This is a genomic window from Candidatus Jordarchaeum sp., from assembly GCF_052745115.1.
Window position 1 is genome coordinate 1 of the sequence record NZ_JBRAKS010000016.1, and the last position, 24,633, is coordinate 24,633.

The 24,633-nt window shown below is 40.6% G+C and carries 21 protein-coding genes; 12 read left to right on the top strand and 9 right to left on the bottom strand.

Features of this window, described 5'->3' with window-relative positions; genetic code table 11:
* The first annotated feature begins 203 nt into the window (after nucleotides 1–203).
* Both ACUVXA_RS02510 and ACUVXA_RS02515 read left to right on the top strand, forming a co-directional pair.
* On the top strand, nucleotides 204–647 hold the full coding sequence (locus ACUVXA_RS02510; RefSeq protein ID WP_445869655.1) for an FAS1-like dehydratase domain-containing protein: 444 nt from the start codon (nucleotides 204–206) through the stop codon (nucleotides 645–647).
* Nucleotides 648–660: 13 nt separating this feature from the next.
* A complete protein-coding gene (locus ACUVXA_RS02515) occupies nucleotides 661–1,248 on the top strand; it encodes a MaoC/PaaZ C-terminal domain-containing protein (RefSeq protein WP_445869656.1) in 588 nt (195 codons plus the stop codon).
* Between the two features lie 102 nt (nucleotides 1,249–1,350).
* Here the strand turns inward: ACUVXA_RS02515 and ACUVXA_RS02520 are convergent, their stop codons facing one another.
* From ACUVXA_RS02520 to ACUVXA_RS02530, 3 genes are all read right to left on the bottom strand, one after another.
* Nucleotides 1,351–2,157, bottom strand: coding sequence for a zinc ribbon domain-containing protein (locus ACUVXA_RS02520; RefSeq protein ID WP_445869657.1), 807 nt, complete (start codon nucleotides 2,155–2,157; stop codon nucleotides 1,351–1,353).
* Between the two features lie 153 nt (nucleotides 2,158–2,310).
* Nucleotides 2,311–3,642 carry an RsmB/NOP family class I SAM-dependent RNA methyltransferase gene (locus tag ACUVXA_RS02525; protein WP_445869658.1) on the bottom strand — a complete coding sequence of 444 codons (1,332 nt, stop codon included), beginning with the start codon at nucleotides 3,640–3,642 and terminating at the stop codon, nucleotides 2,311–2,313.
* Between the two features lie 78 nt (nucleotides 3,643–3,720).
* The gene (locus ACUVXA_RS02530; RefSeq protein WP_445869659.1) at nucleotides 3,721–4,797 is read right to left on the bottom strand and encodes a histone deacetylase family protein; all 1,077 of its coding nucleotides are present in this window, start codon (nucleotides 4,795–4,797) and stop codon (nucleotides 3,721–3,723) included.
* A 396-nt stretch (nucleotides 4,798–5,193) separates the two neighbouring features.
* Between ACUVXA_RS02530 and ACUVXA_RS02535 the strand changes: the two genes are divergently transcribed.
* The 5 genes from ACUVXA_RS02535 (at nucleotide 5,194) to ACUVXA_RS02555 (ending at nucleotide 13,934) form a co-directional block, all read left to right on the top strand.
* Nucleotides 5,194–8,856, top strand: a complete 3,663-nt coding sequence (locus tag ACUVXA_RS02535) for a transglutaminase domain-containing protein (protein ID WP_445869660.1) — start codon at nucleotides 5,194–5,196, stop codon at nucleotides 8,854–8,856.
* Nucleotides 8,849–10,204 (top strand): DUF4350 domain-containing protein, encoded by a 1,356-nt coding sequence (locus ACUVXA_RS02540; protein ID WP_445869661.1) that lies wholly within the window; start codon nucleotides 8,849–8,851, stop codon nucleotides 10,202–10,204. Before ACUVXA_RS02535 ends, ACUVXA_RS02540 begins: the two co-directional genes overlap by 8 nt.
* Before the next feature lies 1 nt (nucleotide 10,205).
* Nucleotides 10,206–11,183 (top strand): AAA family ATPase, encoded by a 978-nt coding sequence (locus ACUVXA_RS02545; RefSeq protein ID WP_445869662.1) that lies wholly within the window; start codon nucleotides 10,206–10,208, stop codon nucleotides 11,181–11,183.
* A 23-nt stretch (nucleotides 11,184–11,206) separates the two neighbouring features.
* Entirely contained in the window at nucleotides 11,207–12,529 is a 1,323-nt protein-coding gene (locus ACUVXA_RS02550; protein ID WP_445869663.1) for a DUF58 domain-containing protein, read from the top strand.
* Between the two features lie 559 nt (nucleotides 12,530–13,088).
* The gene (locus ACUVXA_RS02555) at nucleotides 13,089–13,934 is read left to right on the top strand and encodes a hypothetical protein (RefSeq protein WP_445869664.1); all 846 of its coding nucleotides are present in this window, start codon (nucleotides 13,089–13,091) and stop codon (nucleotides 13,932–13,934) included.
* 9 nt (nucleotides 13,935–13,943) lie between these two features.
* Here ACUVXA_RS02555 and ACUVXA_RS02560 read toward each other — a convergent pair whose 3' ends face one another.
* Nucleotides 13,944–14,456: a hypothetical protein gene (locus ACUVXA_RS02560; protein ID WP_445869665.1), complete on the bottom strand. Its 513-nt coding sequence runs from the start codon at nucleotides 14,454–14,456 to the stop codon at nucleotides 13,944–13,946.
* A gap of 294 nt (nucleotides 14,457–14,750) precedes the next feature.
* On the opposite strand from ACUVXA_RS02560, the gene ACUVXA_RS02565 reads away from it, so the two are divergent.
* Both ACUVXA_RS02565 and ACUVXA_RS02570 read left to right on the top strand, forming a co-directional pair.
* Complete coding sequence (locus ACUVXA_RS02565) at nucleotides 14,751–16,214, top strand: FAD-binding oxidoreductase (RefSeq protein WP_445869666.1); 1,464 nt, start codon at nucleotides 14,751–14,753, stop codon at nucleotides 16,212–16,214.
* Between the two features lie 60 nt (nucleotides 16,215–16,274).
* Entirely contained in the window at nucleotides 16,275–17,393 is a 1,119-nt protein-coding gene (locus tag ACUVXA_RS02570; RefSeq protein ID WP_445869667.1) for a (Fe-S)-binding protein, read from the top strand.
* Nucleotides 17,394–17,426: 33 nt separating this feature from the next.
* Here ACUVXA_RS02570 and moaA read toward each other — a convergent pair whose 3' ends face one another.
* From moaA to ACUVXA_RS02585, 3 genes are all read right to left on the bottom strand, one after another.
* Nucleotides 17,427–18,353, bottom strand: coding sequence for a GTP 3',8-cyclase MoaA (gene moaA, locus ACUVXA_RS02575; protein WP_445869668.1), 927 nt, complete (start codon nucleotides 18,351–18,353; stop codon nucleotides 17,427–17,429).
* Between the two features lie 191 nt (nucleotides 18,354–18,544).
* Nucleotides 18,545–18,793 (bottom strand): 4Fe-4S dicluster domain-containing protein, encoded by a 249-nt coding sequence (locus tag ACUVXA_RS02580; protein WP_445869675.1) that lies wholly within the window; start codon nucleotides 18,791–18,793, stop codon nucleotides 18,545–18,547.
* A 137-nt stretch (nucleotides 18,794–18,930) separates the two neighbouring features.
* Nucleotides 18,931–19,500, bottom strand: coding sequence for a hypothetical protein (locus ACUVXA_RS02585; protein ID WP_445869669.1), 570 nt, complete (start codon nucleotides 19,498–19,500; stop codon nucleotides 18,931–18,933).
* A 984-nt stretch (nucleotides 19,501–20,484) separates the two neighbouring features.
* On the opposite strand from ACUVXA_RS02585, the gene ACUVXA_RS02590 reads away from it, so the two are divergent.
* From ACUVXA_RS02590 to ACUVXA_RS02600, 3 genes are all read left to right on the top strand, one after another.
* Complete coding sequence (locus tag ACUVXA_RS02590; protein WP_445869670.1) at nucleotides 20,485–21,219, top strand: HEAT repeat domain-containing protein; 735 nt, start codon at nucleotides 20,485–20,487, stop codon at nucleotides 21,217–21,219.
* A 295-nt stretch (nucleotides 21,220–21,514) separates the two neighbouring features.
* Entirely contained in the window at nucleotides 21,515–21,733 is a 219-nt protein-coding gene (locus tag ACUVXA_RS02595) for a hypothetical protein (RefSeq protein ID WP_445869671.1), read from the top strand.
* A gap of 85 nt (nucleotides 21,734–21,818) precedes the next feature.
* Nucleotides 21,819–21,911 (top strand): DUF3149 domain-containing protein, encoded by a 93-nt coding sequence (locus ACUVXA_RS02600; protein ID WP_445869672.1) that lies wholly within the window; start codon nucleotides 21,819–21,821, stop codon nucleotides 21,909–21,911.
* A gap of 152 nt (nucleotides 21,912–22,063) precedes the next feature.
* Here the strand turns inward: ACUVXA_RS02600 and psmB are convergent, their stop codons facing one another.
* Together psmB and ACUVXA_RS02610 are read right to left on the bottom strand one after the other, a co-directional pair.
* A complete protein-coding gene (gene psmB, locus ACUVXA_RS02605; protein ID WP_445869673.1) occupies nucleotides 22,064–22,687 on the bottom strand; it encodes an archaeal proteasome endopeptidase complex subunit beta in 624 nt (207 codons plus the stop codon).
* A gap of 255 nt (nucleotides 22,688–22,942) precedes the next feature.
* A complete protein-coding gene (locus tag ACUVXA_RS02610) occupies nucleotides 22,943–24,466 on the bottom strand; it encodes an AMP phosphorylase (protein WP_445869674.1) in 1,524 nt (507 codons plus the stop codon).
* Between the last annotated feature and the right edge of the window lie 167 nt (nucleotides 24,467–24,633).

Sequence of the window (24,633 nt, forward strand, 5' to 3'; positions counted from 1 at the left end):
ATAGCCATATATGGTATTATTTAGTATTAAATCTTCCTACTGTTGTAAACCCCAATCTTTCAAGGTAGGGGAGTATGTCAGATAACCATAAAAGTTTAATATTAAATGGGATTGACTAGTAAACAGCCGTAAAAAATTTCTCGGAAACCTTATTGTAAGACATGGATGCCTAGTTAAAAATTTTATTTTGGAGGCGGAACAATTTGAGCGAATCAAAATATGATAAGTATATTGGCATGAAGTTAGAACCTGTAACTTTTGATGTGGTTGGAGACAGAATCAGACAATATGCTAAAGCAACTGATGATCCGAATCCGCAATTTTTTGAAAAAGATGATGGTAAACTATTAACACCGCTCGCATTTACCTCGGTTTACTGGATTTCTGCAATCCCAAATTTCTTGAAAAAAGTTATAGACGAGGGAATAATTAAGGATTTATCTAGACTGTTACATGGTGGACAAAGATACGAGTTTTTAAAACTAGTAAAACCTGGAGACAAGTTGGAATTGTATGTTGAAATCAAAAATATTTATATTAAAAACAACATGCTGTTTTTAGAGTTTAGTCTACCTGTTAAAAATCAAAATGAAGAAATGGTCTCTATTTTAACTACCACATTCATAATAAGACCTGGAGGATTTTAATGGAGGACTAAAAATGGTGAGTTTTAGCGAAATAGAGGAAGGCTATGAAATACCACCCTATATTAAGGGCCCGATAACAAGAGAACAATTAAAAGAATACGCCAAAGCATCTGGAGATGGAAACCCCATTCACACCGATGAGAGTATTGCAGTGATGGCGGGTTTGAAAGGTGTTATTGCTCATGGTCTTTTAGATATGGCCTACCTGATCCAAGGTTTGGTGAATTGGCTTGGAGAAGACGGACAATTAAAAGATATTGATGTGCAGTTTAGAGGCATGGTGAGACCTGGAGACATGGTGCACTCTAAAGCAAAGGTCATTAAAAAATACCAGGAAGGTGGCAAAAAGTTCTTAGATTTAGAGATATGGCAGGAAGCCGTGACTCCCATTGCAACAATTGCTTCTCCCTTGACAATGGATAAAATGGAACCCCCATCAGATTCCGATGTAAAACTTTATGAGGCAGCTTACAGGGGCTGGATTAAAGAAGGGCAAAAAATTATAATGGAACAAAAAAAGGAACAAAACAAAATTGAGCACACTTTTTATGGTGTACAGAATTCCATCATAGGTAACGCTAAAGTGGAACTTTTTAAGTAACATTCCCCATTTCTTATTTTCTTTTTAAAAAAATCGCAGAAAATGGATACAATACCAATTTTTTAAATGATCCATTGAAAAGAAATAATTTTGTAATTTTACTTATTTTAGCCTTATTTCCTCTTTTTTATCAACAAGTTCTTCTTGGGGTGTGTTTTTTGTGTTTACTATACCATATCTACTCGAATGTTCATTTGAAGTTAGTATCTCCTTCGAAGTTTCTTCAGATACTACTGTTTCGTTATCTACTATAATAGTTTTCTCCTGTTCAACATTTTTTTCCTTTTCCTCTAATTCTCGGAGTCTGCTTACTTTGAATACTTCTTCTACTATTGGTATGATTTTTTCTCTTATTTCTGTGACATTGCCCTTCCAATTTTGCAAAATGTAAGCGCAATCTTCTTCGATTCTTTTTAATAACAGCTTTAATTTTTTCTTTACACTTCGACTTTCATAGTTCATCATTGCAACCACAGTTATCTGTTCACCCACCTCAGCTAACATTCTTGAAGTTGTGCCCTTTTTCTCTTCAAAAATTAAACCGCGTACTCCTTTTTTACCTAATTCTACAGAAAAGTTGGAAATTGCTGTGGTAAAGCCCGCCAACAAGTCGACGTTAAATTCCTTAGATGTTAAAAGACTCTGCTCGTAAAGAGCTAATCCCGCATTATTTCTAACAAAAATAAACTTGACGTTACTTAAGTCCTCTATTTCTTCTAGTTCTTCGGGTAATGGTTGCTCGAACCCGCATCTTAAGCAAAATTTTGTATTAACTGCTAGTTGTTTACCGCATATAATACAGAACTTTAGCTGGGGGCCTTCTGCACCACATTTCGCGCAGTAGTTGTCGCTTATTTCCATTTCTGTTCCGCAAAGATAGCAGTATTTGTGGCGTTTATTTCCAGGCATTTACAAGTCTCCACTTATACGCTTACCCTAATTATTTAATTATTTAGAGTACACTATAAGCCTTTCTAAAGGAACAAGAAGGATCTCCAGTTTATGATTATTTTTAATAGGAGAATTTTGGTGCTGAATTCTTTTTTATTAAATTCTCTGCATTTATTTCAGTTTCATTTTACATATAAAAAATCCTTGAGTATCGTGTTTATGGGGGAATAGTCTTTTTAATTTTGGAGAAAACGCGTATCCCTCATAGCCTTTGGAGCCCGGAATTTTTGGTTTAATAATGGTAACCTTTTCTTTTACTGTGTCTATTATTTGCTCCCCCTCTTCTGGAAAAATTGAACAAGTTGAAAAAACCAGTGTCCCCTTCTTCTTCAATAGTTTTAAAGTGTTTTTAAGCAGGTCTTTCTGAATAAAGGAGTACAAGTTTACTTGTTTTTGGTTTAGTCTCCATTTAATCTCTGGTGATGACTGAATAACACCACTAGAAGAACAGGGGGCATCCAGAAGAATTTTATCATATTTGCCCTCAGAAAATTTTCTTGAATCTGCAAGCACAAACTCCACATTCTCTACACCCGCAAGTTTGAGAAGTTCTTTCATCTTATTTAGACGAGCCTCATTATTATCTATTGCAGTTATCGTTCCAGTATTTCTCATCTTCGCTGAAATGAGAGAAGTCTTCATTCCCGGAGCAGCACAGGCATCAAGAACATGTTCTCCGGGTTTAGGGTCTAAAGCATAGACAGCGGCAACGCTTGCTTTGTCTTGAATTATTATCACTCTATCCCTAAAAATCGGAGTTAGAGGAACAGGATTTTCTGATTCAACTAAACTAAAAACCTCTGTATAATAATTATCCTGTTTAACTGCAGTTCCTTCCTCCTGAAGTGCTTGAACTGCTTCCTCTACACTAGATTTTAAAGTGTTAGCTCTAAGCCAGACGGTCTTCTTCTCATTATTCTTTTGCATTAAATCTACTGCTTCATCTTGACCGAATATCTTTACAAACCTATTAACCAGAAATGTGGAATGAAAATATCTGAGACTCATTTGCTCACTCTGACCTAGCTTATTTAAAGTCCCTTCTAGATCAAATTCCTTAATCCTTCTGAGCACATTTTTAGCATATTTCGCACCCTCCTTCCCCCACCTCTTATGTATCAACTTGTACACTATTTCTTCAACATTAATTGTATAATCGTAATTAAATTTCAATTCTAAAGTAGCGATTCTAAGCAGGTTACGCAGAAAAGGATCCCAATTTCTAAATCTATTTTTCTTAACGAATCTAATAAGTAAATAGTCAATTGTATTTAAACGCTTCAACGTTTCTATAAAAAGACCGTAACTACTTGTTCTTACAGGGATATCCACAGTTTTCGCTGAACTAACCGTGTTATAAAAAATGGTCCGCAGTGAGGCGTTCTTCTTATCAATCTCATACTGTGTGAGCATATCAGCCGCCAATTCTCTACTCGTAATCAAGGAAATTCACCTCACTGCTAAGAATAAATATTAGTAGCCAACCTAAACACAAATACCATTATATTAAACAGTTATCCGTTATTTGAAACAGTTCCAATAATCTCTTAGGGTTAATTTAAGTTCTTCAATGACCTTGGATTTTGTGTATTCCACAAGTCTTGGATCATCTAGCCATGAGGGGGGTTTAACCGGTTCGGGTAAAATCCTATCTATACCTGAGAGCCCCAAAATAATGGAAACCCAGGCATTAGGTAAGACAATGGGATTATAACCACTTCCGATGAAATCCAGCTCTCTACCATCGCACAGTTCTTCTGACATATTGCGCATGTATTCACCGAACATGTTGAATCCCTTCATAGAGAGGCCCAGATTGGTGAGTGAGTCGGCGAAGTGAGGATCACTACCCCCATTTCTAAATATTATTTGGGGCTTGAATTCACGTGCCAACGGCACGAAGATTTCATCCATAACCAGAGTGTATACCTCGTATCCCGAGCCCGGAGGTAGAGGTACACAGACCGTATAGCCTTCACCCTCGCCGCTTCCTATTTCCCAAGTAAAGCCTTTTCCCGGGTACAGTGTCCTAGGATCCTGATGAATTGAAATAAAGAGCACCCTAGGCTCCTCATAGAAAATATCCTCTGTTCCATTACCAGCGTGAGCGTCGGTATCTATAATTAGTATTCTCTTGAGTTTGTGCTTGTCCAGAAGCCTCTTAGCAGCAATCGCCACATCATTATAGATGCAAAATCCTCCTCCATAATCAACTCCTGCGTGGTGCATTCCTCCGCCGATTACTACAGCTTTTGAGGCGTTACCATTTATGATTCTTTCAGCGCCTTCTAGGGCGGCTCCAACCACTAGTTTTGCTTGCTCATCCATGCCTGGGGATAGAGGAGTGTCTAGTGTTAGGAACCCGCTTTTTGCTGCTGTTTTTTTAACATAATCCACATAAAGAGCGTCATGAACCGTTAGTATTTCTTCTTCGGTGGCGTATCTTGGTTCTACGATTTCGAACCTGGATCTCTCCCTTAGAAGCTCTTCCCTGAATCGTTCGATAAAGTTGGTGAATCGGTCCCCTCTGAATGGATGTCCCGGTCCGAAGTCATACTTCCCCAAATCATCGCTGAACATGATGTCAATTTTCGCCATGGTAAAAACCTCTGGAAACAGGATGCTCTAAACTTTGTCAACGAAAACATTTTGCACATTTAAACATAACTACTTTTACTTGAAATATTTCCCCTAAGCTAGTTGGAACGAATATATTCTCAATTTTCAAACAGCTTTGAGCTCTCTTACTTCACTGAATCTACGTCGTTCACAGTTAATTTCGGCGTTAAATTGATAATTTTTTCATTTATTTCGTAAATGGGAGTCTTTTTTTACTTTATGCCTTAAACACACGCTAAATAAAAGTTTCATTTTTCATATTCCCCACGGTAATTTTTCATATACCATAATTTGTAGCATTCAAAACCTTTATTTCGGTTAAAAACCATATTCTTAAACACAAGGGAAAGCTAAGAACCATTAGTAGGTGAAAGCATGGCCTCCAGAAGGAAAACCATTCTAGCGACAGCACTCATTCTACTTCTACTATTAAGCCTAGGGGGAGCATACTTTATCCTAAACAATATTCAAAACCCCTACGTCCAACAAGCACTAAATTATCTCACAGTATCAAACATACGACAAATATACTATCCCTGGATCACCCCCATCACAATTAATGTAAATAATCCCTCAGACTGGTACGACGACATGTTCAATATCACTCTGCCAAATATGACCATTGACTTTCCACCTATAGATATGTTCGACTCCGGTCTAATAGACCCGAATATGGTAGTGCTAGTAGTTCATCCAGAGGATCCGAGTTCACCCACCCGTTATTGGAGATTAGAGGCGTACGATAATTATAACATTGACTGGAGTAAAACGTTATCAGGAACCTATCCCCATAATCCGGTGGATCCTAGACCGGGGAGTGGGGATATTTATACGGTTTATATGAACGCTAGTCACGCGGATACTTCATCAGACTTGTTACCAGCACTTTTCGCAAACTACACAATAATTCATGAAAGTATTGCAAATGGATACAGAATAACCACACTTCAGGGAGACCTCACCTCATTTGACATTGAAAGGGATGATTACAATAGCATAATTCTTAACGGAGATTATAAGGGGTCAGGATTATCAACCTTGAACTATACAGTAACGGGATTTCCCTTCAACTTAGGGGTGATTCAAAGTAATGCGGGCTATCCTTGGCAGACACCACCTTATATAAGTAATATTTACACTCAAGTTCCTTCCTACTTGCCGGCTAATAGCACTTTTATGAACTTTGTAAACAGTATAGATAATAGTAGTACAGTTTTTGATACTGCTATGAGTGCTTTATCCCGTCTAACTGGAGGCAATTACACCTATAATATAAATATTCTATTAAACGGTGGAGGTCCACCTCAAGGAGAAGACCCTGTATTATGGTTTTTAGAGGGTAAGCAGGGAATATGTGTTCACTTCGCGAGTGCATTCGCAATGGCGCTTAGAGAACTAGGCATCTCAGCTAGACTAGTGGTAGGATTCGTAGGAGGAGAAATAACCGTAGACCCTCAACTGGGACTTGTGCACATTATAAAAGCTATACACGCTCACGCCTGGGCAGAAGTTTGGGTACCCACAACTAGTGGGGGTGGTGAGTGGGTACAGTTTGACCCCACTCCTGGACCCGGGCAAAATGGAACCAACCCAGACCCTAATGTCCAAGGTGCTTATCGACTGGAATTAAACGCCACACCACCAATCGTGTCAAGAGGAAACCAAGTAACTATTGACGCCCTTCTCACAAACGCTACTTCTGGCGCTCCAGTTAGTGGAGCTAACGTGTCTTTCTACATTTTTAATCCAGTAACAATGGGTAGAACTTTTCTCGGAAATGATACAACGGACATAAATGGCTCCGCTCAGCGGAATGTCATACCAGATGATAGTTTTCGTGTTGGACCACTACTGTTTCTGGCTGAGGCTTACAATCAAACCATATCCCCTAACATTCCCATAGCTACGAACTATACAGGTGTGCTCTTGACTGGCAATTCAAAAATCATAGATATGTCTGCTACCTCAACCGCTCCTTTTCTGGGAAGTAATTATAATCTGATTCGGAATCAGGAGAACGTATTAGTACAAGGAAGACTCATAGACCCTAATTGCACCAACGATTCAATTATAGGAATACCTAATGTGAACATCGAAGTGTACCACAATGGCTCCTCATCTCCCGTTGCCAGTGGTTTAACAGATAACAACGGCAATTTCCGCATATATTGTCCGGGCTACTCGTTGGATACTATAGACTACATATTTAGCGCAAATTATTCAGGGTTTTATCTGGGCTTTCAAATAACTCCTCCAACCTCAACTTCTGATTCAAACGGAATACATGTCTATGTTAGACCGACACTGTCAGTATGGGCCAATCCATACACTCTTAGGAAAAACGATACTACAAATATTACAGCTCACTTGGAATACGACAACGGGACAGCTATCCAAGGTTTCCAAGTTTCAATATACTGGGATAATAGAACAGTAAGTGGTACGATAACTCATCTCTTTAGTGGCAACACTAATCTCTCAGGAAATGTTTTCTACACCAATAGGGCTTGGGAGCGTGAGGGTGTTGTTCAAGTTTTTGCTAATTGTTCAACTCAAAATAGAATTCTTGGTGTAGAGTCCTCTCGAGCGAACATATATATCTACGACCAAGGATTAATCATGATTGACTACGCTCCTGATGAAGCTGCTATAGGTACTAGTATTACAGTTAGTGGGAGAGTTCTTGGTGGAGATGGTAATCTAAAACCTTATGCGGGTATTACCATTATATTCACGGGAAACAATAAAACTCTTTCTTATCCGGCAACTACTGATGGTTCGGTTTATTTCAGTAGGAACATATACGTTTCGAGTGATTTTATCCCTAATTACTATGTTATTAATGCTACTAGTAAGGATCAATTTTTCAACGCCTCAAGTACCTCAAGAATAATTAAGATATATGTTGGGACTGTGATCGGCTCATCCGGTTTTGGTTCTCAAAGCTTATCGGATGGGTGGTTAGCAAAACAGAGTGTTGAGTCACGTTCGGTGCAGCCTAGTGAATCTGCGTATATCACGGGTGTGCTATGGGATGCTCTTGGATATCCTATTCCCGGTCAGACTGTTTATGTTTATTATGGTTCCACACCTCTGAACAGTAATATTACTATGGAGAACGGTGAGTTTAATATCACACTAAATAGTTCAGCTCTCTCTATTTTACCTGTTAACGTGTTGTCCCAGCTCAACATTACTTATCTCGGCGACGAGTTTCATACTGGTTCTTGGAGGATTACCGAGTTGCATGTTTTTAGCTATGCTCGACTGATTTTTCAGTCACCCAGTATTGGCACAATCGGAAGCAACTATCATATAAGATGCACCACAGTTGACTCTAACGGGAATCCTATAATGGGACGTACAATAGATATTCGGTGGAATTCAACAGATTTGGTCTCCCAAAATACTAGTGGCGGAGGAACAATTTCCTATGTTTACTTTATTGACCCAGCATATAATACTGAGGGTAATGTCACGGTTGTTTTGACTCTAGATACTGGAGCTTCTAATTCGGCAAATGTGTATATTAGACAAAGTAGTGGTTTTGGAGGTTTAGCTATTATGATGTTGTATGCTTTGCAGATGGGTTCTGAAGCCCCGTGGCTTCTGGTCATCATTGTCTTGGCCGTTATTGGTGTAATTTTTATAATCTGTTTGGCTAGGAAAATGGGCCCTAAGGAAGAGGCGAAGGCGGTTACGCCTCTGGATCTTAAGGTAAGGCTTAGTGAGCTTAAGGACCTGGTAGATGCGGGTAAATTCAATGATGCCGTAAAATACCTGTATACCATGTTTACAGACACTGTTACTCAGTATTCTGGCCTTACGCGGGCTCCTAATGAGACCACCCGTGAATTCGCAGTGATGGTTATAAAGAAGGAAGGCCTTAACCCGCAGCTGGTCAACGGTCTAACACAATTGTTTGAGAGAGCACGTTACAGCAATGAGACTATGGATAAGGAGGATTATAATAAGGCGGCCAAAATTTTTGCAGAACTCTACAGTCTGATTTCTGGAGGTAGTTTAAAGCTTGCCTAGAAGCAAAATCAAAACCGCAGTATACATTGTGATTTTTGTAATAGTTTGGTTTCCTCTACTACTTCCCCTCCTTCCAAGTAGCACAGCCATGAATATTCCGTTTTTGATCGATTTCTCGATCTATAATCCCGCATTTAACGGTTGTCAGCAGTTTAGGCTGGAAATGAATAGTAAGGGTTACGAGGTTAAGCCTCTTCTTTCCTCTCTAAGCGTTCTTAGTAGGTACCCCAACTCAACTTGCTTGATTATTGGGCCTTCTATTCCCTTTTTTAACCCGGTTGAGGTGTCTGAGTTGGCTAAATTCGTGAGAGAGGGTGGTGGTTTGCTTATAGCCGATGACTTTGGCACCGGGCAAACTCTCCTTATTCAGCTTTTCCCTATGCTGGGAATACCTACTACTCCTGCTTTCACTAAACACATTCTGTATGAGCCTGTAGATGCTAATTTAACAAGTTGGACAAGGGCACCTGTGATAACGAATTTTATGGGTGGCTACAACTTTACGCAGGGAGTAAGCCAAGTTTTGTTAAACTTTGCCTGCACTTTAATTAATGTTCCTCCGGGAAATGTTGTGGCTACTAGCTCTCTTTCAAGCTGGTTGGATATGAATGATAACTTGGTTATAGATGTGCCTCCTGATGTTATAGGTCCTCAGACAGTGATAGCTGCTTATGACTTGGAGCAAATGGGTTTAGGTTATGGTCGAATTGTGTTGGTGAGTGATCCAAGCATTTTTAGTGATGATATGATTAACCGAGCTGATAATCGTATAATTGCTGGCAACATTATTGATTGGTTGGTTCAGGGTAGAGCGGGCACCGATTATCCTGTTATAGTGGATGAGGCTCACTTGTCTCTTCCAGCTACGTCTTATGCCAGAATATTCGGTTACATGATGGGGTATATTAACTGGGCGTCCAGTAACTGGTTGTTGGCTCCCATTTACCCTGTACTCTTAGCTTTCACTATTTGGCGTTGGTTGCCTCGTCAGAAGAAGCCTGAACCTCTCAGTCCCACCGAAGTTTTTATGCGTAGAGGTAAAACCTTCTTTAGCGAAAAAATGGTGTGGTACACCCAATACCAGCTTTATGGTAACGCGGTAAAATTGTTGTATCGCCGACTGAAGAGAGAGCTGGTAAGGCAACTGGGGCTTAAAGAAGGTTTCAGCGTGGATGCGGCGGTTGGTGCGGCTATTGCTAAGAATCCAAGCATAAAAGAAAAGGAATTAAGAAGACTTTTTGAATTATGTGAGGAGATTACCTTAGAAAGAAAAGCGATGTTTATGAACAAAAACGAGTTTTTAGAAATATTCTTCCAGATGCAGAGATTATTGGAGAGTGTTAGATGAAATGTCTGAAAAAACCGAAACCGAGGAAAAATCCAAAGTTAGCGGTGTTAATGCCGTTAGAAAAATTGCATCCGAAATCATGAACGAGGTTAATAAAGTCATTGTAGGAAAGAACCAGCTTCTAGAGGACATCTTTATCGCATTGATGGCAGAAGGACACATTCTCCTTGAGGGAGTTCCTGGTGTAGCAAAAACCTATATGGCGAAAACCTTTGCACAAACCCTAGGATGCACATTCAAGAGAATTCAATTTACACCAGATTTACTTCCTTCAGATATTCTAGGAACTTACGTGTTCGACCAGAAAACAAGCGAATTCTCTTTCCGTGAGGGACCGGTTTTCGCTAACATTGTGCTTGCTGACGAAATAAACAGAGCACCACCAAAAACACAGTCTGCTTTACTGGAAGCTATGCAGGAAAGACAGGTCACCGTAGAAGGGGTGACCCATGTTCTTCCTAAACCCTTTATGGTACTTGCAACACAGAATCCCATAGAACAGGAGGGAACATACCCCTTACCAGAGGCGCAGGTTGACAGATTTCTGTTCAAACTAAATGTGGATTATCCCACAGACGACGAAGAGGTGGAAATACTCAAAAGAAAGACTGGGGCAAACAGTGAGAACGTTAAAACATCAGCTTCACCGAAGATTCTGGAAAAAATGCAAAAGATTGTTCATGGTGTATATATTTCACCGGAAATTATGGAATATATACGAGATATAGTGATTAGATCTAGGAGAAATCCCCAAGTCCTTCTGGGAGGAAGTCCCCGAGCTTCTATAGTTTTGATGGATGGCGCTAAGGCGAGAGCCGCTTTAAATGGTAGAGATTACGTTATTCCTGATGATATAAAATCAGTAGTCCAACAGGGCTTAAACCATCGTATGATTCTAAGACCCGAAGCAGAGCTAGAGGGTGTTTCAGTAAACCGGATAATCGCTAGCATCGTAGGAGAACTCAAAATACCCGTATAAAAACGTTCTGAGGGACAATATTTTTGCTAACGCCTAGAGGAGCTGTATTTATTGTCAGCGGCGTTTTTTGTCTAGCCTTTGGATTTTCCACTGTAAACTACTATTTAGTACTACTCGGTATCTTCCTAATTTTGGGATCGGTTATTAGTATGCCTTATTTTGAATTGGCTGTGGATCTAGAAAACATCGAAATAACAAGAACCATCGATAAGGAAAAGGTGTTCGCGGAAGACTTTGTGTTCGTAACAGTAACTGTGGAAAATAAGGGTAAGTTGAGAATTGACTACTTGGAAATATTTGACACTTATCCCGAAATATTCACTCTGATTTTGGGAAAGAGTATAATGACCACAAGATTAGATCCCGGTGAAAAGAAGGTCTTTTCCTATGTTTTACAGTGTCGAAGAAGAGGCGTGCACAAAATAGGACCCTTTAAATTGGTGGTGCACGACAGGCTTGGCTTACACTTTGAGCAAAAAACTTTCGAAATCTACACCGAACTTCTGATTTATCCCTCATATCAGGATGTAAGGAAAATGGAGGCTATGGGCGGTCAAAGAACACTGGGACGCATATTTGGAATGCACAAAACAAAACAGAAGGGTATGGGAACCGAGTTCTTTGGAATAAGAAACTATTTCCCTATGGATGAGTACCGAAGAATCGATTGGAAGGCAACCGCCAGAACTGGAGACCTTATGATGAGAGAATTCGAAATCGAAAAGAACATCAAAATTATGGTACTACTGGATACAAGTGCCAGTATGGGCGGGGGGCTCCCGGACAATACAAAACTAGACTACTCAATTAGGGCTGCAGTGCTTTTGGCAAAACTTGCACTCGAGCGAAGAGACGAAGTGGGAATAGTGGCTTTTTCAAATAAAGTGCATATCTACGTTAAGCCAAGAATGGGAAAGGAATACTTTTACCATATTCTAGAGGCTTTAGCTATCGTGGAACCTCAAGGTGGATTACGTATTATGGAAGTTATGGAATGGGTTTTGAAACGCACTCCGAAGAGAAGTTTCTTTGTTCTTCTCACAGATCTTGAAGAATCCCGTGGAGAATTGATTAATGCGTGTAAACTTGCTCGAGCTCATAAAAACTCAGTACTAGTTATTTCTCCCTTTGGCCCATGGTTTGAAGCCTACCCGGGAGAGCTGACTCCGGTTCAAAGGGCTTTAACAGAGGCTATATCCGAGGAACTATTAGAGCAAAGAAAGAAAATAATTGACGAGCTTGTGAGAATGGATATAGGCGTTATTGATGTTAGTCCCGATGATTTCCTTCCCGCGGTTGTAAGCCAGTATCTTAAGGCCAAAAAGAAAGGTGTGGCGTTGAGGTAATCTTATGGAAAGCTCAGAATTTAAATTCTCATTAAAAATTATTGCTGCAATCTCCTTTTTAGGCTCTTTGCTAATAGTTCGCACCAACATAGGCGGTCCCCATAAGATTCCAATGTATCCCTGGAGCCCTGAAGCCTTTTATACACTTTACAGGCAATTTACTGTTTGGGATCCTGCAAATCTTGGTTATTTTTTAATGGATTTCTGGAATTTGATACACTTTGTTTTTAGCCTAATTACTAGATCGCTTGATAAACTAGCAGCTCAAATTTTCTCTCCGGGTATAGCCCAATTGCTACCCAACTTTTATGATAATATTTTTCTTTTAGAGTATTACGCGGAACTTTTTTCATCGAAAATATGGTTTTCTCCCACTTGGAAATACTTGTACACGTTTTTTATAACTTTTCAAAGTAATTATTTTCTCTGGTCCAACCTCTGGTTAACAATCCTTAGTGATTCGGCGTACACTGCATTATGGTCATTTTACTATTTTCTATTTCCTTTCTTATTTCTAATAGCAATTATTACCGGAATTGTTTTCATTTGGAAAATAAAAATGAAGTATTTAGTTTCCTCATTTATTTGTATGCAGACAATGTTAGGGCTTGCAGCTTTGACCCAAATTATAAACATTGGACTACCCGTCAACACTCCCTTCTTTAGCTCCTCATTCTTCTTTATTGAAATATTATATGGAGGTGTAGCCGGAGCGACGGTTGCGTTCCTAACTTCACCGCTATTCTTTGTGGCGCTTATATGCTATCTTTACTTGGAGATCGGTTTCCAGGTTATTTATATGGATGAGGTTACCTCGCCAGCTCTGGAAAGAAGAAAGATGATTGAGCAGCAACTAAAAGTTGTGGAGGAGATTGCTTTAGCACCAGAGGAACTGGCTACTGAGGGGGGAAAAGAAGTCTCAAAAACCAGATTATCTATTAGTGAAGAAGCTGTAAAATTTCTGCGAAATATTATTGAAATGAAGGTTTTTAAAAAGAAGAGGGTGGAAAAGGAAGCGATAAGCGATATTAGGCGGCTACAGGCATACGTGGATAAGGTTTACACCGAAATTCCTGGTTCTAGAGAGACGCTAACCGCGGTGGCAGCAGCTCCCAGTTTCAATAAGGTGACTCGTTCCGCCATTATCGGTACTCTTCTGCGGGTTGGAGGCTTAATTATTTTCTCTTTTATTTGCTTCGCAGCGCTAATAGCTCTAAGACAATTTGGAGTTCCTCTAAGTGTTGTTGAGAGCATCGAGGTTTCACAGCCCGAAATAGTTCTGGTGCTGTTACTCCCAATAGCTTTCTCTTTCCCAATGGCCGCGTTTATTATAGGTTTTATCAAAGAATACGGAAAGAAACAATACAAAGAAGATAAGAGAGGAAAAGAAAAAGAGGTAAAATAGGGTAATAATTTAAATATAATGTGATTTTCCTAAGCGAACTTTTTCGTATCTCTCTCTGAGTAGTGAAGTCAAGTTTTCGCTTTCCTTTTTTGTTTCCATCACATTTTTGTTAAAAACGTCTGAGCTTTTTAAGAGATCTTTCATAGCGACTTCTAATAGGTCAGAGTTGTTGCTAACTTTCAAGTAATTTTTGATGTTCTTTTCAAGCTCGCCTAGTACTTCTTTCTGAGTCCTTACTTTCGAAATAAATTTTGATGTCATAGCCTGTACACGATTTTTTATCATCTCCAAACTTATTAAATCCGTCAATATTCTTTCAAAATTAAACAAATGCTCGTAGGTGTCGAATATGCAATCAAGGGCTTTTTCTCCGTTCTGTAGTCTTTCGCCATCCGAACTGGATGTCACAATAGAGGATAGTGCCTCTGAGAGTCGCGTAGACTCTGAAAAATATTTTTCTACGGTGTCATTAAACTCTAACAAAATTCTACTCATATCCTTAATGAGGGACTCATCTCTCACAAGGTTCACCTCACTCAAAAATTGAAAACTGGAAATCCAAGTCCTGAGCGATTCTTCCACCTCGACTCTCTTATACGATAGTAATATACTATTTACCTAATAAAAAACTTAGCGGTTCAAAATCCAACCCTACAACCAACTCTCCTCTTAAAAAGCGAGAAACAAATATAATACCCTTTTAGAATGTGTTAAAACATCTCAACATGTTTGAAAAAGAGGCGATTCATTCTTCAATAAGCGGAATCATTGTAGTTTCACAAATCTTAAATGATAACCTTTAGAGGAGTACTCAAAATGTTGGAAATCCAAAAGGCTGCAAAGGAAGTCTCACAAATAATAGGCGAGGAAAAGGTTTCAACCGAGAAGTTTCACATGATGGCTTACTCAAGAGACTGGTCCCCCAGAGACGCAAAAGAAGCCAAGCTTCCCGACGTAGTGGTGGTGCCTTCAACCACCGAGGAAGTAGCGGAAGTAGTCAAAATCGCATATAAGTACAAGATTCCCGTTATCCCGTTTGCGGGGGGAACCGGGATGGGCGGGGGCGTCTCACCGGTAAAAGGAGGCATAACCATCGACACCAAAGGACTCAACAAAATTCTGGAAATAGACAGGGAAAACCTGACCGTAACCACACAGGTAGGAATAACCATTCTACAACTAAATCAAGAACTAGAAAAACACGGTCTATGGTGGCCTCACGACCCCGAAAGCAAACCAGCATCCACAGTCGGCGCAGCAATATCCTGCGACAACGACAGCACCTTCGGAATAAAATACGGAAAACTTGGAGACTACCTTCTCAACACAGTGCTGGTAACCGGCACCGGAGAAATCCTAAGATTAGGACACAGAAAAGCACTATGCACCTCCTCCGGATACAAACTACACTGGCTACTAATAGGAGCAGAAGGCACACTCGGAGTTGTCACAGAAGCCACACTAAAAGTCTTCCCAAAACCCCAAACAAGAGCAATAGAAGCCATGGTCTTCAAATCCATCAAAAAAGCCATAAACGCTCTACAAAAACTCCTCAAAGCAGGTCTCAGCGTTGAAAGCGCACACATCAACTGTAAACGACGTCTCGGATTCTACACCCACGCCTACCGGGAAAAATACGGAAAAGAACCAGACATTCCAGACTGGGCTGAAGCACTACTATTCGTATCCTTCAACGGTGATGAGGAAGTGGTTAAATTCACTCACCAATACGCCTCAAAAATACTAGAGGAAAGCGGAGGACAAAAAGTAAAGGAGAGAGAAATCATCGACGGATGGTGGACCAGCAAACACACCCTAAAATTCGAACCCTTCAAACAAAAATGGCCCGACTCCCAGAGAAAAAAGAAATTCGGAGCCGCAGACCTAGGCATCCCAATAGGCAGAATCGAAGAAGCATACCAAAAATTCCTAAAAATAGCAGAAAAAAACCAAATCGAAATCCTCGGAATGTGCGTATACAATGAAAGACCCAACCGAGTAAGCCCCAGCATAAGCTTCGCAGTATTCGTAGACGATACCAACCCCGAAGAAGTAAAACGCTTCTACAAATACGTCGAAGAAATGAGCAAAATGGCCATAGACCTAGAAGGAACCATGAGCAGTTATATTGGAGATGGAGATAGATTGGGAGGTTTTAACGAGTACGAGCACGGTGAGGCACTGAAATACATGAGGAAAGTCAAAGAGGTATTCGACCCCGAAAACATAATGAATCCCGGTAAAAAGTTCGAATCCTGCTGGATAACACCGGAAAAATAACATAATACAAGACAGAAATAATCAAAATTAAAAAAGCAAGTTCAAAACGGTGAAGTAATAATGCGTATAGAAGAATATGTGGATGACATATACACTTGTAATCGCACCCGCTGTGGGTTCTGTAGATCTGATTGCCCTTTGTATCAGGAAAAGGGTTTTGAATCCTATTCTTGCCGTGGAAAAATGCTCATAGCCCGAGGGTTACTGGAAGGCGTCCTAGAGCCGAGTAAGGAACTATCGGACTGTGTAAATCTTTGCGCTACGTGTAATTATTGTGGCTCAAAATGCGCTTTAAGGAATGTGGATATTATTGAGGCTCTTAGAGCAGACTTGGTGGAGGCGGGCTTTAAGGACGAGTATCACGAGAGAGGAGTAGAAGAAATTAAAAGGAAAAGTAATCCTTATCTAAAACCCAGAAACGAGAGGGCGGCTTGGGCAAAAGATATCGAATTCTCAAAATCTGCTGATACACTGCTGTATGCGGGCTGCACTTATCCTTATATTTTTCCGGACTGGTTGAAATCGTCGGCCCAGCTCCTTATCAATAGCGGTATGAAACTGAATTACTTGGGAAATGAGGAGGATTGTTGCGGGAGCCTAATGCTTACCACCGGCTTCCTAGAAGATTTTATTGAGAATGGGAAAAAGAACCTGGATGCATTCCAGAATGCGGGCATAAAGAGAATAATTACCGGCTGTCCCGGGTGTTACAAGATTTTTGCTGAGGAGTATCCCAAATACTTTGATAACTTCAACCTTAAAGTAGAGCACATTACACAGGTGGTGGCAAAGATGATAGATGGGGGAAAAATAACCCCCGTCAAACCCGTAAAGGCAATCATAACCTACCATGATCCCTGCCACCTCGGTAGACACATGAGGATAGTTGAAGAACCTCGCAGAATTCTGCAAAATATTCCGGGACTGGAACTGAGAGAAATGGAGCACAACAGGTTTGACGCCAAGTGCTGTGGAGCCGGTGGAGGGATGATGGCTGCTTATCCCGAGGTAGCAGTGAAAATAGCGGAAAAACGGGTAAAAGAAGCAGAAGCCACCGGGGCAGAAATGCTGGTGACAATTTGCCCCATTTGCGAATTCAACTTTGAACGGGCCATAAGATACTCAGACTCCCAAATAAAACTAGTAGACTTGATGGAACTACTCAAAAAATCAATTTAACACTCTTTATTTAATACTGAACGAAATACCTGTTCACTCATTCTCCTCTACCTTACAGTAAGGCTCACGTAGATCAACTGCTTTTAAAAATAGTTCTCTAAGAGTCTGTGGATCCGCACCTCTTCTGAGAGGGCCAACAATATCAACCAAGTTATCATTCCGCATCAGACAGGGTTTGAGTTTACCATCGCTCGTGAGCCGTATGCGAGTACAGTTTGAACAAAATTCGCTATTATGTACCGGATTAACGATTTCCACTTCAGCCCCGCCGGTAAGGAAATACTTTTTTCTCTTATGTAATTGTCTAGTTGTAACATTATCCGTGAGGCCCCGCAACTCGTTCTCCAAAGGCTTAACATCAGCATGAAAACGCTGAAAGACCGAGTTATACCTAGAATCAACAAGCTCAATAACCTGAAGAATCGTACCCTTCTCCCTACTAAATCTCACCAAATCCCAGAGCTCATCCTCATTAACATCCCTTAACAAAACCATATTAGTCTTCACAGGATTAAGACCAACTCTAACCGCTTCATCAATTCCACTAAGCACCGAATTCAACCCATCAAAACCCGTAATCATCCTGTACCGTTCAGGAACAAGAGTATCCAAACTAACATTAATCCTCCTCAGCCCCGCCTCTTTCAAATCACCAGCCACGTCCGCAAGCAAAGTAGCATTAGTAGTCATAGAAACTTCCTCAATGCCCGGAACCGAGGAAAGCCTCTTCACAACCTCCAAAATATCCCCACGCAGCAACGGCTCCCCGCCAGTCAGCTTCACACGACTCACACCCTCACCCGCAGCCACCCTAACAATTTTCTCAATCTCAGAAGCCTCTAATTCGCCACCAGGATTACTCTCACCCTCACCATGACAATAAATACACCTAAGATTACAACGATGCGTAAGGGCGACTCGAATGTCTCTAATAGACCTCCCAAATCTATCGCAAACCATACTTGTACTCCCCTAAAACTATAAACTAACGACCACAACCAAACTTAAAACATTAACGCCCCCTAAAAAACAAAAACCAAACAACCGAAAACGAATCCAACCAAACCAATAAAGCATCCTCAGACAAGAAACACAAAAAACCCACACCAAAACCACAACAACCCCTAAAAAACACGCACAAGAATAGAAACTTAAGCAGAGAACGGCTCAAAATTCAATCCACGCGCCTGAGACCGCTTCTTAAAATCAATGCTAATCGCGTTGGTTGGGCACCGAGAAACGCATAGCTTACACCCCAAACAACTATCCTCATCCATAACCACCGCCAAACGCCTACCCCTCACATCCACAATCCTATAAATACGCCCCCCTTTCGGGCAAACTGCTAGGCACACACCTTCACCAACACAGCGGTCGGGATCAATAGTAATCTGAACCATACCCAAAACCATTCCCACAAATCATACAAAAACAAAATACCAAACCGTTTAAGAAACTTACCAACCACAAAAACAAAAAAGCATCAAACAGACGAAAAACCAGAAAGAAACCCATGGAACAAATGAAATAAAAAACGCTACAAATCCAGATCCCTTAAACCCCTACTCAAAAGACTACGGAAAACACCGCCAGACGGCCTTCCACCACCCTCCTTCACCTCCTCAGAAGCCTTAACATCAACCCTAGGCTGAGAAGACTTCTCAGAGAGAATACTCGCTACAGAACGTAAAAACTCCGGACACACACGCCACTCCGCAGAATCAAATCCCATTCTAGACTCCAAAAAATCCCCACCCAAAACCTGCTGAAATTGGCTCATAATAGTACTAACCCGCACCAAACCCACGCTCCGATCCCAACTACGCGCTGCACGCCACAACTCAAAAAGACTACACCACTCCCCCCTACACAAAACATCAAAAATAGCCCTCTTACACACGTCACCCCCAATCAATCTCCGCAAAACATCACCCCTACCCGAGCCTCCACCCCCAGAACCACCAACACCACCAACAGAACCAGAACTAGAACCGCCACCAGAATCAGAACTTCCACCAGACCTACCACCAGAACCTCCACCAGAACCGGAGCTGGAATCTTCACTAACACTGCTAAAAAGCGACAAGGGCGTATCGTCCTCAAACATGAAAGCAAGCCTCCAATAAAATAAATTAGAGAACTGCACAAAAATCTTCCCAAAAACACAATAAAAAATCTAGTAACACACCAAAAATACACACATAATCCTATAAAAAACCGCAAAAAAAACATAATAACATCATAAAAAATAGCTAAAAAACTTGAAAAACCATTAAAAAACAATAAAAAAACAAGAAACACTATTAACTACAACAAAAAAACTATAAAAACACAAAAAACCAAAACAAAAACAACAAAACACCGAAAACAAGCAAAAAGTTTTTATAAATAAAATACAACAATAATATTGGGGAAGTTTAACCTCACGCCACACAATCCACACTAAGCTCACTAATAATGCGTGGGACTAACCCTCGTATTAGGAACGCTTTCCCCCCTCACTTGCATTGTCGTTGTTGGTCTTCTTTTTTTGTGTTTTGGTGTGGGTGTAAGGGTGCGAGGGCTTCCCCGAAGTTTACTTTTTCTTTTATTTATTAGAGAGTCTGTTTTCTCTTTTTGTTTGTTTAGCTCTTTGTGTGTTTTTTGGGTTGTGTTTTTTATTTTGTTTTTTAATGGTTTTTGGCGCTGAATTTGAATTTCTTTGCTTATTTTTGGCGCCATTTGTCCGTTTCATTTGGATTAGTAGTGCTTTCCGAGCATTCTATCTATTTTTTTATAATTGGTTTCAGTAAAGAAATCTAAATTTTTAGTGTTTTGACTTTTATACTAAATGTTTTATTTCCTTTTCTCTAAAAAGAAAATCAGTGAACGAGTTAAATCATAAAGTTAAATAATAATAATGATAAACAAACATTTTTCTGGGTAAGAACCAAAATTAAATGTGAAAAGGAACGCTCCTTCAGGTATGGTGTTAAAGGTTATGGATTTGGATGAGCTTTTTAAGCATCGGTTAAAGGATTTGAAGGATGAGGATCCGGATCGTCGTATGGCAGCTGCTTGGGATCTTGGAAAGTCTAGATAAAGGAGGGCGGTGGAGCCACTCATCGAGACCTTGAAGGAGGATGAAGACCGTGATGTGCGACGTAATGCAGCGAAGGCTCTTGGATGGATAGGTGATAAGAGGGCTGTGGAGCACCTCACTCAAGCGCTAAATGATGAAAGTCATTATGTTCGAGAGTCAGCGACAGAATCTCTTGAGTTTATAGGAGATATGAGAGCGGTGGAGCACCTTATCGAGGCACTGAATGATAAAAATGTGTTTGTACGGATGTCAGCGGCGAAGGCTCTCGATGGTTTGGGGCGGAAGCCTAAGGATGAAATAGAGAAAGCACTGTATCTAGTGGCAAAGCGTGAGTGGGGTGAGGCGATTAAAATAGGAGAATTATCGGTAAGACCTCTGCTCAATGCCATACTTGATGAAGACATAGGTTTTGGTAGTGATGCAAAGACAATCCTAAGGGCGCTGGGTGAATCTGGGATAAAGTGCTTACTCCAAGCTTTGAATGATGATGCGGTTGTTCGTCGTAAGGCAGCGCTAGTTATTGGAATGATGTATGAAAAGAGGGGAGTGGAACCGCTCATTAGGGCATTGAAAGATGAAGACAGTGAAGTACGGGTGAATGCTGCTTGGACGCTTAGTTTATTGAAAGATAAAAGGGCGGTTGAGCCGCTTGTTCAGGTTCGGAACGATGCTGAGGAGAGGGAAGATTGGGACCTGTTAGTGGAGGCGGAAGAGGCTCTAGAGTATATACTTTCTAGGCTTTAGATTATATGGCTCGTGCTGCTTGAAGTTGTTAGTCTTCTTTTTTTATTTTGGTATAGGCGTAAGTACGCGGAGCTTTCCCGAATCTTTTTTTCTTTGCTTTTTGATTGATTCTTTTTTGCTTTAATTATTGTAGGATAACATGGCATTTTGCATAAATCCCAATTAAGATAAGTGATATGCTATGATTAATTATTAGGGAGGGTTGAATATCATCCCATAGACCTAATGTTGTATACTTTTTGGGAGGTTTGGGGTATGAGCTCGGGTAGAGAAAACGAGTCAAAAAAATGAGTATATGAGTGGTTTTGCTCTCATCATTAGGCATTATGTGGATGAACAGGAGAGGCTTGGAAGGACTGGTGTTTACCGCTGGAAGGTTGAGGAGCCTGAAGAAGTGCCTACAGGTGAGTATAAGGATTTAACTGGTGTGCAATGGTTCTTTACTGTTTTCGGATCATTATCATTTTTGATTGCAATGATTTATTTGATAAGTCACTTACTAATCTATCCTTGAATACCCTTTATTACAGCTTACCGTAGTTGGCTAGTTTTCAAGTATGGTGAACTCTTTTTAGCCCCCGGGGCCACAACAAGATTTTTTGTTAATAGTTTTTGTGATACTTTTTCTGATGGGTCTCGTAAGTTTTTTCATTGTATATTATTCTAGAAGGATGGAAAAGAAGTCGTCATAGACCGTCAAAAAGTTTAAGGTATGTAGTATTGTCTTCTTAATCCTTCTTGGTTTATATTAAGGGTGGTGGGGTTTGAAAATAAGGTTGGGGAGAGTGATTTGTTTTTTTGTGGTTTGGTATTGGATAGGTTTTTTAGTTGCCTTGTTTTTAGTTTATTCTTCGATTATTTCTTCTTGGATTCCTTTTTGTGTTATTTTGTGTATTTGGATTCTGCCTCCGGAGGCGGTATCTCGGGCTTTGGCTGCTTTGACCGCTCTTACGGCTAGTTTTTTTCCTTCTTCTACGGTCATTCCGTCTTTGTATTCGTCTTCTAGTACTCCGAAGGCTATGACGGAGCCGGATCCTGTGGCGCCAAATTTTGGTTCTTCAAGTAGGCTTCCTAGGGGGTCTAATGTGTAGATATGTCCTCCGGTTTCGTCGACTCCCCCTAGTACCAGCATGCTGATGTAGGGGTACATTCGGTTCTGGTACAGTAGTACAGAGGTTAGTTGGGATGCGGATTTTACGCTCACATCTCTTCCGGTTTCATATTTTCTGAGGTTCAGGTTTGCGGCCATTATTTTTGCTACTTGCTGGCAATCAGCCACTCCGCCTGAGATTGTTATTGAGATTTTGGGAGCTATTTTGTATATTTTGGGTGCGGTTATGTTTGCTACCAGGTTTCCCATGGTGGCTTGGGATTCTGTAGCCAGCACCACTCCGTCGGTGCAGACGATTCCCAGGGTGGTGGTGCCTGACATGTAAATATTGTTGGTGATTTCTTTATCTCTGTTCATAGAACCCTTCTCCTAATTTCCTTGTGGTTAATAATAATTATGATTTTTTTACTTTTATTGACTTGGTAAGTGGGGTATTAATACTTTTTCATATAAAAATGCTATTAATTGTAAGTATATTTTTTTTATTTTAACCTCCTCTATGAAAATAGAGAAAAGTAGCTTGTTTATACTTGCTATTAGTTCGGTTTTGGATATCATTTTATACGTGTTTAAATAATTTCGCAGTTCTTCCCAAACCTGTTTCACTTTATTTCAACTTATTTTCCCTCCGAATTTCGGTAATTTTTGTAGGAGCATGCCTTCCACTATTATGGGGTAACTTCTTGTGGCTATAACTGTTGCTTCTCGGAGTTTACTCTCCTTTTCAGCGTATATGCTTAACAATTTGTCTCCTTTAGATACTTTGTAACCAATTTTGTAGTTTAAAATCACTCCTGCTCCCTTATCTAGTGGGGCTCCGGCAGCTTGGGCAATTCTTGTTATGTTTTTATTATTTACCTGGGTCACATATCCATCAGCTTTAGCTTCTACGCCGGCTACATGTTCACCTATAGAAATATCCTCTGGTTTCACTTTTGAATCGCCGCCTTGTGCTTCAATGATCTCCTGCATCTTCTTCAACGCTTTCCCACTTCTCAGTATCTCCTTGGCATAGTCTTGGCCCTTGTTTTCTGGTGCTACTCCTCCCAATTCTAGGAGAAAGCCGGCTAATGCGGTAGATTTCTCAATAAGGCTTGTTGGCCCGCCTCCCATTAACGCCTCCAGTGCCTCCTTCGCCTCCAGTGCGGGTCCTACTGCGTGGCCTACGGGCTGCCCTCCATAGGTGAGTCCGCAGTAAGATGCTATCTTTAATCTTTTCCCTATCTCCACAAACGTGTTTGCAAAATTTTCGCCTTCCTCCATGTTTTCCATTTTGGTTCCTGGCCCTACTGGTATGTCTAAAACCATGTTGTCCACTCCGACTGAATACTTCTTGGCGATAATACTTGCAATCATCTGGGAGACCGGATCTATGCGTAGAGGATGCTCAACCTGTATAATCAAATCGTCTGCCGGGGCTAGGTTTAATGCGCCACCCCAAACCAGTGCTCCCCGGGTTTTTTTAACCAGTTCCTGAAGCTCGTCCGCTTTAAAGCTTACTGGAGCCAGAACCTCCATTGTATCTGCTGTTCCACTGGGGCTGGTTATTGCTTTACTGCTAGTTTTAGGGATCAACAATCCGGCTGCTGCAACTATGGGAACGATCAGGAGGCTAACTTTATTGCCTGGGACTCCTCCTACGGAATGTTTATCGAATGCGGGTTCATCAAAATCTATTTTTTCTCCGGTTTCCACCATGGAGCGGGTTAGGTGTTCTATTTCGTCCAAGCTCATGCCTACGAATTGTTGAGATAGAACGAAGGCCGCTATTTCCAGTTCACTTAAGTTTCCTTCTACTATGTCCCCTATAATGGCGTGTATTTCCTTATAGTTTAGGTTTTCTCCCTTCATCTTCTTATGGATGTAATCCATAGATGAGGATCTTCCAGTGGTGGTTATTTCCATTGTTTCTCCGCTATTACAATTGAAAAATTTCTTGAGCGATGGAGTGATGCCTATTTCACCCTGGTTTACGTAAGAGTCGGTAATGTTTACTATAACGGTTAATTCTTTTTTGGAGGTTTTTACTTTTATTCGGTCATGCGGTCTGACGCCTATATGCAAGGCATCACTATTATTGAGGAGAACAACCTTTCTGCCGGTTGAAATGTCTACCAGTTTTACCTTCAAATCCAATTTAATCCCTTCACTTGAACTGATGATCAGAAAAATGTGCAAACTTGATTTGAATTATTCTAACTATAATTATGTGCATCGTACTATTACTCTTTAACTACTCTTTGCAAAATTTAAGCATTATTTAGGCTTGATAATAAGGTGATTCTAGGTGCAAATGTTCTTAT

Coding starts and splice junctions, on each gene's coding strand:
- ACUVXA_RS02520 (WP_445869657.1), bottom strand. CDS start 2,157: ATGCCTGGAAATAAACGCCACAAATACTGCTATCTTTGCGGAACAGAA.
- ACUVXA_RS02585 (WP_445869669.1), bottom strand. CDS start 19,500: ATGTTTGAGGACGATACGCCCTTGTCGCTTTTTAGCAGTGTTAGTGAA.
- psmB (WP_445869673.1), bottom strand. CDS start 22,687: ATGAACAGAGATAAAGAAATCACCAACAATATTTACATGTCAGGCACC.
- ACUVXA_RS02595 (WP_445869671.1), top strand. CDS start 21,515: ATGAGTGGTTTTGCTCTCATCATTAGGCATTATGTGGATGAACAGGAG.
- ACUVXA_RS02580 (WP_445869675.1), bottom strand. CDS start 18,793: ATGGTTCAGATTACTATTGATCCCGACCGCTGTGTTGGTGAAGGTGTG.
- ACUVXA_RS02535 (WP_445869660.1), top strand. CDS start 5,194: ATGGCCTCCAGAAGGAAAACCATTCTAGCGACAGCACTCATTCTACTT.
- ACUVXA_RS02570 (WP_445869667.1), top strand. CDS start 16,275: ATGCGTATAGAAGAATATGTGGATGACATATACACTTGTAATCGCACC.
- ACUVXA_RS02555 (WP_445869664.1), top strand. CDS start 13,089: ATGAAGTATTTAGTTTCCTCATTTATTTGTATGCAGACAATGTTAGGG.
- ACUVXA_RS02530 (WP_445869659.1), bottom strand. CDS start 4,797: ATGGCGAAAATTGACATCATGTTCAGCGATGATTTGGGGAAGTATGAC.
- ACUVXA_RS02565 (WP_445869666.1), top strand. CDS start 14,751: ATGTTGGAAATCCAAAAGGCTGCAAAGGAAGTCTCACAAATAATAGGC.
- moaA (WP_445869668.1), bottom strand. CDS start 18,353: ATGGTTTGCGATAGATTTGGGAGGTCTATTAGAGACATTCGAGTCGCC.
- ACUVXA_RS02545 (WP_445869662.1), top strand. CDS start 10,206: ATGTCTGAAAAAACCGAAACCGAGGAAAAATCCAAAGTTAGCGGTGTT.
- ACUVXA_RS02515 (WP_445869656.1), top strand. CDS start 661: ATGGTGAGTTTTAGCGAAATAGAGGAAGGCTATGAAATACCACCCTAT.